Origin of the sequence: Streptomyces sp. TG1A-60 (assembly GCF_037201975.1) — a bacterium.
Classification (GTDB): domain Bacteria; phylum Actinomycetota; class Actinomycetes; order Streptomycetales; family Streptomycetaceae; genus Streptomyces.
Map to the genome: position 1 here is coordinate 4,279,650 of NZ_CP147520.1, position 14,363 is coordinate 4,294,012.

Annotated in this window: 12 protein-coding genes and 1 pseudogene; 5 read left to right on the plus strand and 8 right to left on the minus strand. The window is 67.3% G+C overall.

Annotated elements, in window-relative coordinates; genetic code table 11:
- Positions 1-5 precede the first annotated feature (5 nt).
- A pseudogene (locus WBG99_RS18420) lies at positions 6-2,635 on the minus strand (valine--tRNA ligase).
- Between the two features lie 265 nt (positions 2,636-2,900).
- Between WBG99_RS18420 and WBG99_RS18425 the strand changes: the two are divergent.
- On the plus strand, positions 2,901-3,530 hold the full coding sequence (locus WBG99_RS18425) for a hypothetical protein (RefSeq protein WP_338897345.1): 630 nt from the start codon (positions 2,901-2,903) through the stop codon (positions 3,528-3,530).
- 151 nt (positions 3,531-3,681) lie between these two features.
- Here the strand turns inward: WBG99_RS18425 and WBG99_RS18430 are convergent, their stop codons facing one another.
- Entirely contained in the window at positions 3,682-4,383 is a 702-nt protein-coding gene (locus WBG99_RS18430; protein ID WP_338897346.1) for a restriction endonuclease, read from the minus strand.
- A 236-nt stretch (positions 4,384-4,619) separates the two neighbouring features.
- Between WBG99_RS18430 and WBG99_RS18435 the strand changes: the two genes are divergently transcribed.
- Positions 4,620-4,898 carry a hypothetical protein gene (locus tag WBG99_RS18435; protein WP_338897347.1) on the plus strand — a complete coding sequence of 93 codons (279 nt, stop codon included), beginning with the start codon at positions 4,620-4,622 and terminating at the stop codon, positions 4,896-4,898.
- Positions 4,899-4,970: 72 nt separating this feature from the next.
- Here the strand turns inward: WBG99_RS18435 and WBG99_RS18440 are convergent, their stop codons facing one another.
- A complete protein-coding gene (locus WBG99_RS18440; RefSeq protein WP_338897348.1) occupies positions 4,971-6,233 on the minus strand; it encodes a hypothetical protein in 1,263 nt (420 codons plus the stop codon).
- A gap of 302 nt (positions 6,234-6,535) precedes the next feature.
- Here WBG99_RS18440 and WBG99_RS18445 point away from each other — a divergent pair, with 302 nt between their 5' ends.
- A complete protein-coding gene (locus WBG99_RS18445) occupies positions 6,536-8,029 on the plus strand; it encodes a hypothetical protein (protein WP_338897349.1) in 1,494 nt (497 codons plus the stop codon).
- Between the two features lie 543 nt (positions 8,030-8,572).
- Positions 8,573-9,100 carry a hypothetical protein gene (locus tag WBG99_RS18450; protein WP_338897350.1) on the plus strand — a complete coding sequence of 176 codons (528 nt, stop codon included), beginning with the start codon at positions 8,573-8,575 and terminating at the stop codon, positions 9,098-9,100.
- 27 nt (positions 9,101-9,127) lie between these two features.
- Here WBG99_RS18450 and WBG99_RS18455 read toward each other — a convergent pair whose 3' ends face one another.
- Positions 9,128-9,538: an NUDIX hydrolase gene (locus tag WBG99_RS18455; RefSeq protein WP_338897351.1), complete on the minus strand. Its 411-nt coding sequence runs from the start codon at positions 9,536-9,538 to the stop codon at positions 9,128-9,130.
- Between the two features lie 228 nt (positions 9,539-9,766).
- Positions 9,767-10,249 (minus strand): ATP-binding protein, encoded by a 483-nt coding sequence (locus WBG99_RS18460; RefSeq protein ID WP_338897352.1) that lies wholly within the window; start codon positions 10,247-10,249, stop codon positions 9,767-9,769.
- Positions 10,250-10,460: 211 nt separating this feature from the next.
- Between WBG99_RS18460 and WBG99_RS18465 the strand changes: the two genes are divergently transcribed.
- Positions 10,461-11,201: an amino acid transporter gene (locus WBG99_RS18465; RefSeq protein ID WP_338900391.1), complete on the plus strand. Its 741-nt coding sequence runs from the start codon at positions 10,461-10,463 to the stop codon at positions 11,199-11,201.
- On the opposite strand, the gene WBG99_RS18470 is transcribed toward WBG99_RS18465, so the two are convergent.
- The 3 genes from WBG99_RS18470 to WBG99_RS18480 all read right to left on the minus strand — a co-directional run bounded on the left by WBG99_RS18470 (position 11,188) and on the right by WBG99_RS18480 (position 14,146).
- Positions 11,188-11,646, minus strand: coding sequence for a DUF296 domain-containing protein (locus tag WBG99_RS18470; protein ID WP_338897353.1), 459 nt, complete (start codon positions 11,644-11,646; stop codon positions 11,188-11,190). The two genes, WBG99_RS18465 and WBG99_RS18470, sit on opposite strands and share 14 nt — an antisense overlap.
- Before the next feature lie 27 nt (positions 11,647-11,673).
- Positions 11,674-12,675, minus strand: a complete 1,002-nt coding sequence (locus WBG99_RS18475) for an asparaginase (protein ID WP_338897354.1) — start codon at positions 12,673-12,675, stop codon at positions 11,674-11,676.
- 94 nt (positions 12,676-12,769) lie between these two features.
- On the minus strand, positions 12,770-14,146 hold the full coding sequence (locus WBG99_RS18480; protein WP_338897355.1) for a helix-turn-helix transcriptional regulator: 1,377 nt from the start codon (positions 14,144-14,146) through the stop codon (positions 12,770-12,772).
- Positions 14,147-14,363: the final 217 nt, after the last annotated feature.

The window sequence follows — 14,363 nt, forward strand, 5'->3', positions numbered from 1 at the left end:
GGCTATTAGGCAGGCGGCAGGTTGTCGATCTGGTTCTGCAGCCGCACGAGGTCCCCTTCGGCCTTCGCGAGACGGGTACGGATCTTCTCGACCACGCTGTCCGGCGCCTTCGCCAGGAACGCCTCGTTGCCGAGCTTGGCCTCCGCCTGGGCCTTCTCCTTCTCGGCCGCAGCGAGGTCCTTGGCCAGCCGCTTGCGCTCGGCCGCGACGTCGATCGTGCCGGACAGGTCGAGCGCGACCGTCGCGCCGGCAACCGGGAGGGGCGCCGTGGCACTGAAGCCGTCGCCCTCGGGCTGGAGCCTGAGCAGCTGACGGATGGCGGCCTCGTGGGCAGCGAGCTGCGTACCCGACAGGTCCAGGCGGGCGGGGACCTTCTGGCCGGGCTGCAGGCCCTGGTCCGAGCGGAAGCGGCGAACCTCGGTGATCACCTGCTGGAGGCTCTCGATCTCCGCCTCGGCCGCAGCGTCACGGAATCCGCTGTCCGCCGGCCAGTCGGCGATCACGACGGACTCGCGGCCGGTGAGCGTGGTCCACAGCGTCTCTGTCACGAACGGAACGATGGGATGCAGCAGCCGCAGCGTCACGTCCAGGACCTCGCCCAGGACGCGTGCTGAGACCTTGGCCGCGTCGCCGCCGGCCATGAACGTCGTCTTGGAAAGCTCGACGTACCAGTCGAAGACCTTGTCCCACGCGAAGTGGTACAGGGCATCGGCGAGCTTCGCGAACTGGTAGTCGTCGTAGTACGCGTCCGCCTCGGCCACGACGGTGTTCAGCCGGGACAGGATCCAGCGGTCCGTGGCCGAGAGCTGCTCGGCCGGGGCAGCTCGCCCTCGATCGTGGCGCCGTTCATCATCGCGAACCGCGTCGCGTTCCAGATCTTGTTGGCGAAGTTCCGGGACGCCTGGACCCAGTCCTCGCCGATCGGCACGTCGGTACCGGGGTTGGCGCCCCGCGCGAGCGTGAACCGCAGAGCGTCGGAGCCGTACTTGTCCATCCAGTCCAGCGGATTGACCGTGTTGCCGAACGACTTCGACATCTTCTTGCCGTGCTCGTCACGGACCATGCCGTGGAACGCGATGGTGCGGAAGGGGATCTCGCCGTCCATCGCGTACAGGCCGAACATCATCATCCGCGCGACCCAGAAGAACATCAGGTCGTACCCGGTGACCATGGCCGAGTTCGGATAGAACTTGGCCAGGTCCGCGGTCTTCTCGGGCCAGCCGAGTGTCGAGAAGGGCCACAGGCCGGACGAGAACCAGGTGTCGAGGACGTCGGTGTCCTGCACCCAGCCCTCCCCGGTCGGCGGCTGCTCGTCGGGACCGACGCACACGGTCTCGCCGTCCGGGCCGTGCCAGACGGGGATGCGGTGGCCCCACCACAACTGCCGTGAGATGCACCAGTCGTTGAGGTTGTCGACCCAGTCGAAGTACCGCTGCGACAGGTCTGCGGGATGGATGTCCACCCGGCCGTCGCGGACCGCGTCGCCAGCGGCCTTGGCGAGCGTCTCGACCTTGACCCACCACTGCAGAGACAGTCGCGGCTCAAGGGTCGTCTTGCATCGCGAGCAGTGGCCCACCGAGTGGACGTACGGCCGCTTCTCCGCGACGATCCGGCCGTCGGCGCGCAGCGCGGCGACGATCGCGGAACGTGCCTCGAAGCGGTCAAGCCCCTCGAAAGGCCCGTGGACCGTGATCACGCCGCGCTCGTCCATGACGGTCAGTGACTCCAGGTCATGCCGCTGACCGATGGCGAAGTCGTTCGGGTCGTGGGCGGGCGTGACCTTGACGGCACCGGTGCCGAACTCCGGGTCGACGTGCGTGTCGGCGACGACGGGAATCGTGCGCCCCGTCAGCGGCAACTTGATGCGCTTGCCGACCAGGTGCTTGTAGCGCTCGTCGTCGGGGTGAACGGCCACGGCGGTGTCACCGAGCATGGTCTCCGCACGCGTGGTGGCGACGACGACCGTGTCGTCCCCCTCGCCGTACTTGATGGAGACGAGCTCGCCGTCGTCATCCTGGTAGTCGACCTCGATATCCGAGATCGCCGTCAGACAGCGCGGACACCAGTTGATGATGCGCTCGGCGCGGTAGATCAGGCCGTCGTCGAACATCTTCTTGAAGACGGTCTGGACGGCACGGGACAGCCCCTCGTCCATGGTGAAGCGGTCACGGCTCCACGCGACGCCGTTACCCAGACGCCGCATCTGGCCTGCGATCTGACCACCGGACTCGGCCTTCCACTGCCAGACCCGCTCGACGAACGCCTCACGACCCAGGTCGTGCCGGGACTTGCCCTCCTTGGCGAGCTCCCGCTCGACGACGTTCTGCGTCGCGATACCGGCGTGGTCCATGCCGGGCTGCCACAGCGTCTCGTAGCCCTGCATGCGCTTACGGCGGGTGAGGGCATCGATCAGCGTGTGCTCGAAGGCGTGGCCCAGGTGCAGGGAGCCGGTGACGTTGGGCGGCGGGATGACGATGGTGTACGCGGGCTTGTCGCTCTTCGCGTCGGCCTCGAAGTAACCGCGCTCTACCCAGCGCTCGTACAGCGGCCCCTCTACCTCGGCCGGCGCATATTGGGTCGGCAGTTCGGGGGCGCTGTTCGGCCCGCTGTCGGGGCGCTGAGTGTTGTCGGTCACGACGGCCATTCTAGGGCCGGGGCACTCCTGGGCTCGCCTGACTATTGCGGGCACGCCGGGACGTGGTCAGGACAGAAAAGTGGTCGCACGGAGGTAATTCAAGTGTGACCAAGAACACTCCCGTGCGACCGGTTCCTAGCCTACCCCTCCGCTCCGGCGGAACCGCAATTCCCCAGGCAGCTCCGGGGACCCGGCAGCGTCGCCCTCCCAGGTGACTCGAAGAAATAGGTCGTGGGAGGTGCCGTGCTGTCGGCACTCTGGCCCGATGTTGTTGAAGCTCACCGGGTCCAGTTGCTCGGGCAAGACGACCCTGGCATACGCGGCGGCTGCCCGGATCGGGAAAATCGCCGTGCATGACTTCGACGAGCTCGGTGTGCCAGAGGGCGCCGACCGGCACTGGCGCCACCGCATGACCGAGATGTGGGTGCGACGGGCGTTGGAGTACCAGGACCGCGGCATCGATCTTTTGCTCTCCGGGCAGTCCCCCTTGGGAGAAGTACTGGCCGCGCCCTCCGCCCCGCTGCTGGATGGCATCGCCGTATGCCTGGTCGATGTCGCTGATCCGGTCCGTCGCGCTCGCCTCGCCGAGCGTGACGTCGGACGTTGGGATTCCCAGGCGATCGACGCCTTCCTTGGCTGGGCTGAATGGCACCGCAAGCACGCCGTCGACCCGTCTCACCGGCCCGACGTCATCATCGACGACAGCTGGCCCGAGATGGTCTGGAGCCGCTGGGCTGGCTGGAATACCGGTGATCTCCGATGGCACACTCACCTGCTCGACACCACGGACCGACCAATCACGGATTCCGTGGACCAGGTCGAGCAGTGGATCAACGAGCAGCGCGGCGTGCACCGGGTCGGCCAGCTCCCCCTGAGCCGCGGTTGGGCTTCGTGATCCACAGCGCCTCGTCAGGCGAAATGTTCCCGGCTGGTGAGCCCGAATCCACCACCCACACGTCCGCCACTCGCCTCTGCCCTCCAAGCGCAGAGGCGAGTGGCGCCGCGGCGGCCGGGGAGCATGATCCGGCCTCGCCCATCGGGACCAGTTACTTGCCGTACGCCTGCTTCCAACGCGTCCGGTGGCGGGAGTCGCCCTGTCCTCGGCCGTTCACCTCGCTCAGTGACAACAGGGAAGCCCCGTTGTTCCACAGCCCGAGGTGATCCCGGTGCACGGCGAGGATGCCGTGCTGCAGAGCGAACTTCTCGGAAGGACGGCTGAACCGCGTGGTCGTGACGAACACGGCCAGGTCGGCCCCGAAGTGCACCTTGGCACCCAGCAGATCGCGCAACTCCCGGCTCGCGATCGTGCTGCTCGGCGCATAGCGCTTGCACTGGATCACCATGGTCCGCCCGTCCGGGAGACAGCCAACGACGTCGGCGCCGTTGTCGTTCGCACCGCCCACCCGCCGCACCTGCATGCAGCCGTCCCGTCGGCACAGGCTTGCGACCAGATCCTCGAACTCAGTGCCGGTCATCGCGTCCACCTCGGCGAGGGTCCGGTGCCCTGCCTTCACCGCCTCTTCCTGCCGCCAGAGACGGTCCCGGCCGCGCACGAGCCGGTCCGTACGCCACAGCCACCAGCCCACCGCACCGACGCCACCGAGAACCGATGCACCTGTGATGTACGGCCACACGGCTGACCAGAACACCACCAGCAGGACCAGCACCAAACCACCGCCGGCCGCCAGCGCCTTCAGCCGCGCCGCCCGCCTCCTGCGGGCAGCCGCACCACGTTTACGCCCAGCCACGATCGAAGCCCCTCCCCCACAGGTCCGTGTACGGCAGTCTGAGCAACCTGAGGCAGCGACAGAAGGGCGCGAGTCGGCCATGGCCGGATTGGACTGCCAGGCGGGGCGGTGTAGCCGCGGTAGCGGTGAACGACGCGACCGCCTCGACATCAACGGCAGCGGTCTCTTCCGCTCTTTCCAGTGGTTACAGGGTTGATCGACTCCGTAGAGGCCGGGTGTGCCACGACACTCGCGGCGTGGCCGACACAACATCGCAGGAACCGGACGGCGCCGCCCCGTCCCCGGAGAATGAGCCCGGGTCAGCGGGAAAGGCGGCTGGCACCGGCCGGGTGCAGTTCTCCCTCGTGCGCTGGGTGCTCGCGCCTCGAACGATATTGCAGGCCCGCCGCCTGGTGGCCGAGTTCAGGCCGGGGATGGACGCCCAGACCGCCTGGATGATGGCGCGGCTGGCTCAGCACCCGGACGAGCTCCCGTACGCGATGGGGCACCTGAACGGTGAGGAGCAAACCGGCTGATTGCTCAGGCAACTAAGCAGGGTCCAGCGCCCCACAGGCGCTCGCTCCGCCTCTGAAGTAAAGGCTTCTCGGCTATCGGCCGTTGAGCTCGGCGCGGCACACCGCGCAGTACATGGCCGCAAAACGTCCGTGCCGACGCATCAACTGACCGCATCCTGCGCACAGCCCTAACTCCCACGGAGGGCATCCCAGCGCGGCCGAGGCGGCAGCCCGCTCGACGGACGTGATCAGCGTCGGCTTCACAGACCGCTGCAGCGGCATCCGCGGCAGGGTGACACCACCGGTCGGTTGCCCGAGATCGCGGATGGGCCGCGCATCGCTGACGAACCAGCCCTCTTCCCCAGAGCGGCACGTTCGGTCGATCTCCTGGTCGGCGAAGGTGATCTGGTCGTCCTCCTCCAGTTCCGGCGCGACGGGAAGCGGCGCCTTCTCCCCGACCAACTCCCGCCACAGCTCGCAGTCGTCCGCCGGCACCCACATGTGCCGGCCGGCCCGGCCGCTGCCGCGATTGGGCACGTAGACGGGAACACTCTCCCCTGTCGCGCTGGAGAGAACGAGATCCTCGATATGGACTGGCTTCTTCTCCGGCTGGCACAGCGCGGGCAGAAACCACTCGGCATGAATCTCGTCGCAATGGCCTGCTCCCTCGGACAGAGGGCAGTGGCGATCGCTGCTGGGCAGGCACTTCCAGACCTGGAGGTAGCGATATCCACCGCGGATCACCATCTCCTTGCCGTTGGTTATGTCCTTCCATGGCATGTCGTCCACACGGGCCCACGGCGCCCGGTCGATCAACGAAGCTGTACGGTCCTTCGCCACCCACAGGGGCGTGATCTCGTGCTGCACGGCGTTGCGAGACCTGCGGTGGACGCTGCTGGGACTGATGTGGTGGTACTGGATCTCCCAACCAATACGGATGCCCGCGGGGCCTGTAACGAGGGCATCGGAGACGGTCCGCCTGTTCCCCGCGGGGACTTCGGCTTTGGCGTTCAGACCGCATCGCGAAGCAGTCTCGACGATCCGCTCCTTCGTTGCCTTGTGCTGCGCGCTCTCCGCCGGCGTCGCCTTGTGGGTGATCGGCAGGTGCGCGGCCACCAGAGGGAAGCGCCCGCCGACGCGAGCACGCCGGATGAACATCCACGGCGACTTTCCGCCTGCTTCTGAGGCGCATTTCTTTCCCTGGTGGTGTGCAAGGCACTCCAGCAGTTGGGGGTTTCGATCAGAGACGCTGGTCATGATCTCTTGGAGCAGACCGGGGTAGCCGTCGACTCCGAGGTCGGGTTTCGTCAGGATGATCTCAATGCCGTACTCGGTGTGCCACACGCCATTGGCCATCCGTCCAGCATAGAAACGCCCACTGACACTCCGACAGACCGCATCACGGACCGATGAGTCCATCATCAATGGCGAACACAGGCGACCAACGGCAGGCGGAAGCAGACCGGTTGCTCACCAGAGTGCCCCCGAAGGCGGCTTTGACTGATCGCATCGCTGTCAACAGCATCTCGCCTTACGCACCGCCACTCGAACGAAAGTTCCCGTCTAGAGTCCCCTTCGGCGTCCATCGCGAACGGCGAAAACCCGCCCATGTGCAGCGCGAGTACGTCACCATCCCGACATGAACCGGGGAGGAACGTGTGGGTAAGCGCGAACGCCGTCGCAAGCGGGAACGAGCCAAGAAGCACCAACCGCAACAGCAGCCGGCCGCTCCGCAGCCAATCATTCAGGAATACCCAGAAGGCGCCCCCCGCATCCGCGTCGTGATCAATCATGATGCTCCCGAAGATGCCCAGCGGATCAGTGCCCTCTACTGGGAGATCAAGGACGACGGCACATGGGCCCGAACCGTCAGCAGCATCGGAGTGGCCAGCAACATCGGAGCGGTGGCAACGGCGCACTCTCACGCCATCCTGCTGAGCTCCCTATGCGCGAACTGCTCCGAACCGATCAACGTCGCCAACCGGTCCTGGGCCAACAAGGTCGGCGGCAAGTACCTCGACGTCGAAGCCCCCACCTACCTCTGCGGCGACTGCTCGGCAATCCAGAAGCGTGAGAAGGCCGAACGGCAGCAGCTCGCCGCTGAGCAGAAGCGTGCCGAGCAGGCGCGCGAGAAGCAGAAGGCCGAAGAATTCAAACACCTGGTTGGCGAGGCAATCGAGGACGAGGAGGCGAAGACCGAGGCCATCAGCCGCCTCCCAGATGACAACCCTCGAGCCATGGCCCTCTATGTGGCGTTGGTCAGCTACGCCACCCGAAACCCCGGCAAGCAGCTCCCGAGCATCACGGGTATCGGCCCGATGGGTTGGACCGGCGACACCGCACAGGACAGGGAACTCCTGCTGGCGCTCTACTACTCGAACCTGCTCGCCATCTCCCGGGAAGCCCCGTCCCGAGCATTCGGCCTCTCCAAGGACGGTGGCGACATCACGTTCGGCGCCAATGACGTCGTGTGGAGGCTCATCGGCGACCGATCAGCCGCTCAGGAGCGCGTCAAGGAGATCGCGAACAGGTTCAAGACTCAGCCTGGCCCACAGGGTGCCGCAGCGCGCGAAGCCTTCACCTCGTTGACGGACGAGATGGAAATCGCCAACGTCGCCTCGTATCTCAACGGCCTACTCACCAAGAAGTACGACTACCCCGAAGTCCCGGAGGCACGGCGGGAAGAACTCACGGACGTCATCCGCAAGGGTTTCGGACATGGATATACCTCTGGACAGATGATCTGTTTCGCGTGGCGGGCCGCCGACTCCGCCGCGGCCTGGAAGGAGCGCAACCAGCGGATGGGACCGCCGGAAGCCGCTTCTGCCTCGGTGACTTCCCTGAACGGGAAGATCGACAAAGCTATCGAACTCCACCACGCCATTCCTGAGTACGAGGTCCCCCGCTGGCACGAGGCGCCCCTCGCGCTCAGCAGCTTCCGACGGCTGTCCGCAGATATTCGTTGGGTGTACAACCGCGAAGTCATCGAGGCGTGTCCCCACTGCGACCACCATGGTCTGCAGGAAACCATTCATCCCGAGACCGGGGCAACGGCCATGCGTCGCTGCGTCCATCCCGCTGAGATCCCGGACCAACTTCAGGACGAAGAGCCGAACTGGTGGGACGACGCGCCCGATCCGGCCGACGTCTGAGCCCGACACTCGCTGGCTGCCCCACAGGCCGCGCTCGCGTGGGGCTGCGCAAAGGCTGTGCCCCCTGGTATCTCTGGACGCTCGTGATCGAGATCCGGGGGCGTGGCGTGCGGGGCGATGAACTTCTCTCCGTGCGTTTCCTGATGCACATTGATCGCTACGGTAGTTCGCACGGAGTCCTCGTTGATCCCCGGAGCAAGCGCCGCGCCGACTTCTTCGGGCAACGGCACAGTGGCGGCTGAGTCGTCGCAGAGGCCAAGGGCCGATCCAACCCCATCGACTACAAGCTGAAGCGCGGCATGCAGTCCCGAAGCGAACGGTGCGCTCCATCGGTGGGGTAGCTCCCGTGATCGCATACGGCTGCGCTGCTTGTTTCGAGGATCGACTGTGGCCAAGTGGGCTCCGGACTGGTCACGGAGTCCACTTGGTCGCGTACGGCCGTTTCACGCTCGTCGGACGTCAACTCTGCTCAGGGCGGCACCACGGCCGATCGGGAGCGAACTCTGCCTGAGCCTTCCACTGGCCAGGGCTACGGTTTCGGCCATGCGTGAGGTGGAGTACGAGAGCTACGGCTGTCCGCTGGAGGACTACCAGCTCACCCGAGCCGATCACCGACAGCAAAAGCAGTGGGAGGACATCAGACATTGGGTGGAGAAGCACGCCGCTGAGGAGGAGGCCGAAGAGCGGGCAGACCCTGTGCTCGCGGCAGATCGCCGTGCTGTCGTAGAAAAGGTGCTGAACATGCTGCATAGCTGCAAGACGCCTGAGCACGACATCATGCGGTGGCGTGTACGGCTGTATTGCGGCCACATCGTCGAGACTCGGCGGCATCGTGAGAATGGTAAGCCCACGCTGCACGGCTCGTCGTCAGAGCAGTGCTCGGAGTGCGGGAAGGACCCATCAGGGATCGTGGCCTTCGAGCCCATCGGGCTGGCCGGTAAACCGCCCTCTCCTCCGAAGCCAGCGGCTTCTCCGCCTCCAAAGAAGCCGACCCGTGCGGAGCTTGAGCAACGTGTAGCCGTGCTGGAGAGGGAGAACGAGCGTCTCCGCTCGCGGGGGAGCGAGGGGTAGCTTCCCAGCCAGACCTGGGTCGGTGAGTCACATCAGCGTGGCGTCGAGATGCTGCTGCACCGGCTCGAAGAGCCCGTACGGCACGTAGGTGGGGATTTCGGCGAGGGCCACCCACGCGAGCTCGGCCAGCTCCTCGGTGTCCGCGACGTACGCCGTACCACCCACGACCTTGCAGACCGTGTACGACATCAGCCGACCCGTCTTCGGGTGGATCCGCTCGCCAATGAGCTTGACAGCGGCCACGTCCAAGCCGATCTCTTCCTTCGTTTCGCGCACGGCGGCGTCTTCACGTGCCTCGCCTGGCTCGACCTCGCCTGCGGGGAACTGCCAAGAGAGCTGGCCCTCGCTGACCCGGCGCCGCACCATGAGCACGCGGTTGTTGTGGATGACGATGGCCGCAGCGATGCCCGGCCGCTCGTCTGCATTCTGCTGCGTCATGTCCGCTCCTCCAGCACGGCGAGTACGGGCGGAAAGATCGTATCGACGGGGATGAAGCGGGTCACCGCGCTTCAACGGGAGGTACGCAAGCGCCGGTCGCCGCTGCCCGAGAGCCGACGGCTGAAGGGCCACCCATGGTGTCGGGTGACGGGATCGGTGATCGCCACTACGCGATCACCGACCTTCTCGACGACCTTGCGGGGAGCATCTGCCGCATCGGCACGTTCGTCAGGTCTGACCGCCTCGGGTAGCCATCGCAGCCGAAGCCTCGGCCAGCACCACCCAGGCCGCCTTGGTTCCGCAGTTCGTGACCTGGAACCCCCACTGTCCCTGGGTCAGCTCGTTCACGATGTGCAGGCCCCGTCCGCGCTCAGTGAGCAGCCCGCTCACTACCTCGGACGCGGTGGCTTCCGGCGAGGGCACGGCAGCCAGGTAGAGGTCCGTAGGAAGAAGAGGATTCCCGTCGTGGATCTCGCAGATGTATCTTCCCGCAGCAGATCGAAGGTGTACCTCGTACGGGCCGCGCGCGTGCTCGTGCGCGTTCGCCACGAGCTCCGAGACGGCCAGGACCCCGTCGCTGATGACGTCTCCTGACAGGCCCAGACCCTTGAGGACACGTCGCAGAACCGCGCGGGCTTCTCCGGTCGGGTTGATGGTGTGGTCGGTCCAGTGGTACACGAGGCCGAGAGCGGCGGACGGCGCGCTGATCATCGGGCGGCGGACCTCCTGTGGGTGACGTCGGTGGCCGTCTCCCGGAGCTGCGACGTGGTCGCGGAAGCGCGTCAGGTACGCCGCTGAGAGGCGTACGGCCGCAGGAAGCACCCCGGCTTCGGGCGCGCGGCCCCGGGAGGATCGTGGCTCAGGCACCAGTCACGAGGCCGGTCGCGAGTCACGCACTCAACGATGGCCGCCGGTGCCCCTGATGCTCATGGGCGTTTATGAGCGCGAGGGGTCAACGAGCGACAAGGCACTCCAGCGCGACCGCCGACCCGCCGTCGGCCTGTGCTTCCGCTCGGCTGGTCACTGGGAGTATGGGCGGGTGATTGCTGACGTGTTGGGACGCTGGGTGCCGGATCGCCCCGAGGATGTGGCCACGGTCTTCGCCAAGGCGGACTTCCCGTGGTGGATCGCCGGTGGCTACGCGATCGAACTCGCGGTCGGCCGCGAGCTGCGCGCGCACGGCGATCTCGACGTCCTCGTCCTCCGGCGTGACCAGGGCCTCGTACATGAACTGCTGGCCGACTGGGACCTGCACGTGGCGGATCCGCCCGGCCAGGGGGAGTTGAGACCGTGGCGTCCTGGAGAGGTCCTTCGGCCGCCGCTCCACGACATCTGGTGCCGCCGCACATCCAAGGCGCCCTGGTCGGTGCAGCTCATGTTGGACGAGGTCGAGGGCACCCAGTGGGTCTCGCGGCGTACCCAGGAGATCCGGCTCCCGATCGACCAGCTCGGGCGAACGAGCGAGGCGGGCATCCCGTATCTCGCGCCCGAGGTACAGCTCTTCTACAAGGCAAAGGCGACCCGGGACAAGGACGAGACCGACTTCGAAGCGGTACTGCCACTGCTCGACGCTCCGGCACGCGCCTGGCTGGCGGACGCGATCAAGGTGATCGCGCCCAACCACCCCTGGCTTCGCCTGCTCCTTCCGGTCAGCCGAACGTGAGCAGCGGAACGTCGTAGAGGTCGGGGTTTCGGGGCCGGGTCATCGTGGGCGACGTGACCTCCACGATCAGCAGCTCGCTGAGGAACTGGACCTTGGCGCTGAGGAGATGGCTAGTCCTGCCGTCGGCCGACTGGGCCTTCAAGCCGGCGGAGACGTGGATGTGCGGAAGTATCCCGCTGGTGGCCGGGTCATGGGCGAGCGTGCCCGCGCCGAACGCCTCGACGTTGGTGACGTACGTCTTCGCCCAGACCGGTGCGTCCGGGTCCGCGAGCTTCTCGCAGGCACCCACGATTTCGGCCTCCGCGAAGGCCCCGATGAACGAGGGGATGTAGCCCTGCCGTACGTCGTTGTCCCGGCAGAAGGTGGACAGCGCCTCGAAGAAGTCCTCCCCGTGGTCGAAGGTGACGCCGAAGGTACGGCCGACGGTCAGCTCGTGAGCGCGCATGTGCGGGTGTCTCCTGACGGGATGGGATCAGCGGGCGGAGGCGGTGGTGAAGGTCTCGCGGACCGTTGCCCCGTCGGCGCCCTGGGCAAGCAGGGCGTGGAGGAGGAGCCGCGCATGGTACGGGCTGAGGTCTCCGGCGCCGATGAGTCCTCGCCCGAGGAGGTCCTTCTCGGAGCCGGGGAAGCCGTACGTGTCGGACAGGACGGGTCCGTTGCCGATGCGGGAGGCGAGGACCACGGGGATGCGGGACGCGAGCTTGGTGAGCCCTTCGACGAGGCGCTCCGGGACGTGGCCGACGCCGAAGGCCGCGACCACGAGTCCGTCGCAGTTGCCGTCCCACAGGTCGAGCAGGGTGCCGTCGTCGCCGAGGGTGACGGTGTAGAGCCCGACGCGCGCCTCACGGTCGGGCGCGCTGACGAGCGGTCCGCGGGACGGCAGGCCACCCATCATCCGCACCCGGTTCTCCGCGACCCGCGCGATCGGGCCGCTTGCTGGTGAGGTGAAAGCGGCGGGGCTGGTGGTGTGGGACTTGCGGACGGTCCGGGCCGAGTGGATCTCTTCGCCGAGTACGACGAGGCAGCCGGCGCCCCGCAGGCCGGGGGCGGCGGCAGCCAGGACGGCGGCATGGATGTTGGCCGGGCCGTCTGCGCCGGGCAGTGTGGGGTTACGCATCGCGCCGGTGACGACGACTGGCTGCTCGTGGCCGTGGTAAAGCTCGAGGAGGAAGGCAGTCTCCTCGATGGTGTCGGTGCCCTGGGTGATGACGACGCCGTCGACGTCCCCGGCCTCAAGCTCCGCCGTGATCGCGGCCGATAGTGCGGTGAGGTCCTCGAAGGTCAGGGAGGCGCCGGGCAGACGTCGGAAGTCTCGGACTTTGAGTTCGATGCCGCTCGTGGCCAGGGCGGGTACCGCGGCGAGGAGTTCGTGGGCCGAGAGCGCGGGTACGACGCCTCCGGTGGTGGGATCGGTGGTCATGGCGATCGTGCCGCCGAGGGAGAAGACCGCCACGTTCCTGACCGACTTCGTCATATCCCCTGCTCCCCTGTCCGGACGCCGCCGAGCGCGGCCTCACGAGTGGTTCACGCAGGCTATCGGGTCGGCTCCGTACGGGTACGCGGGATGATCACAGCTGCTCGGCCACGAACCGGCAGGCGGTTTCCAGCCCTTCGAGGCCGAGCAGCCGGCTGCGCGGCCGGGCGAGCCGCTCCGTGCCGACGGCCGACAACTGGGCGCACCTGCGACCGAGCCAGGAGGCGTCGAGGCCGAGATACTGCGCCGTCGCCGCGAGGCGCTGCCCGGCCTGCTCAGCCGCTGTGGTCGAGTGGTGGCTGACGTGGTCCGTCACATCCGCGAACGTCCGCAGGGCTCCCGGCCGCGCGGTGACCGCGAGGTGGGACGCTCCCTCGGTCCGTACCCAAGAGGCGATGACAGCCCGGCGCCCGGGGGAGAGGGCGAAACCGTCAGTCTGTGCGAAGCCTCCGTCGTCGGTCACCCAGGTGCGGATGCCGAAGGACTCCATGAGCGCGATGGCGAGGAACAGCAGAACGCGCTCGTAGGCCGGCGAGGAGGCGACTGCCGTCTCGGGAACGCAGAATCCCCGGCCGCTGGTGCCGCCCGGACGTCGGGGGGCCGTTCGTTCGAGGTAGCGATACTTGTGCCGGAAGAACAGCCATGTGGCGGCCTCTTCGCCACGCTGTTCCCTGGTCCAGAAGACGGGTGCGTCACCCAGGTGGTCACGGTTGCCCAGGATGTACCGGGCCGCGGTCTCCGAGCCGATGAGCATCCGGGAGACTTCGGTCAGTCCCTGGTCGGCGGCGATCGGCGCGCCTGGGGAAACGGTGAGCGACGCCAACGAGGTGTGCAGGGGCTGGTCGTCGCCGAGTAGTGCCGCCTCGAATCCCGACACGGCCCACAGGATGCCGTAGGTCAGGTCGTCCAGTTCGTACGCGGCGGGTATGTCGACCGGTTCGGAGGCCGTGGCGCGTACGCCGCTCGGTCGGGCGTCGGTGACGAACTGCCTTGCCGCTCCGTCCACCGTGCGGTTCGCGACGACGAGCACGCGCATCGGCATGGTGCGCCAGGCATCCAGCTCCGGGCGGGAGTCGAGTCGCAAACTGTCACCGAGGAAGGAGGCTGCGGGAAGCGTCAGCACGGGAAGCGCCGTCGTCGAGACGGACCGGCCAGCGGGTAAGAGAAGCTGGCCCGGCCCTTCCGGCAGCGCCGCGTACCCACGGGCTCCGGTGTCCACCGTTCCCGGGCGGCCCGTGGCGTCCGGGGTGTGCGGATCGGCCGTGGGCAGGAGCCCGAGCAGCTCCTCCGGAACTCCCAACGCATCGGTCCACTGGACGAACTGCCGTCGGTCGCGGATCTGTTTGAGACCGCGTTCCAGTCTGCTGACCTCGGCCTGGTCGATGCTGACCATCCGCGCCACGCCGGCCTGGGAGAGGCCCGTGTGCTTCCTGAACAGCTTGACGACGGTACCGAGTTCCCACGCGGCCACGGCTCGCCGGACCGTCGGATCCCGCCAGAAGGCCGGGTCGGCTCGTCGGGCGGCCGACCCGGCCTGGCACGAGGCACATCGAGTGCCGGCGTTGAAGCGGCTGAGTAGGGCACCGCAGCGCGTGCACCGCCGCTGTCCGCTGTCGACCATGGTCGGCATTCTCCCCCGCTCTGCGACCGCTGGGACATGTTCCGCTGGCAGGGCTCATAAACGCTCA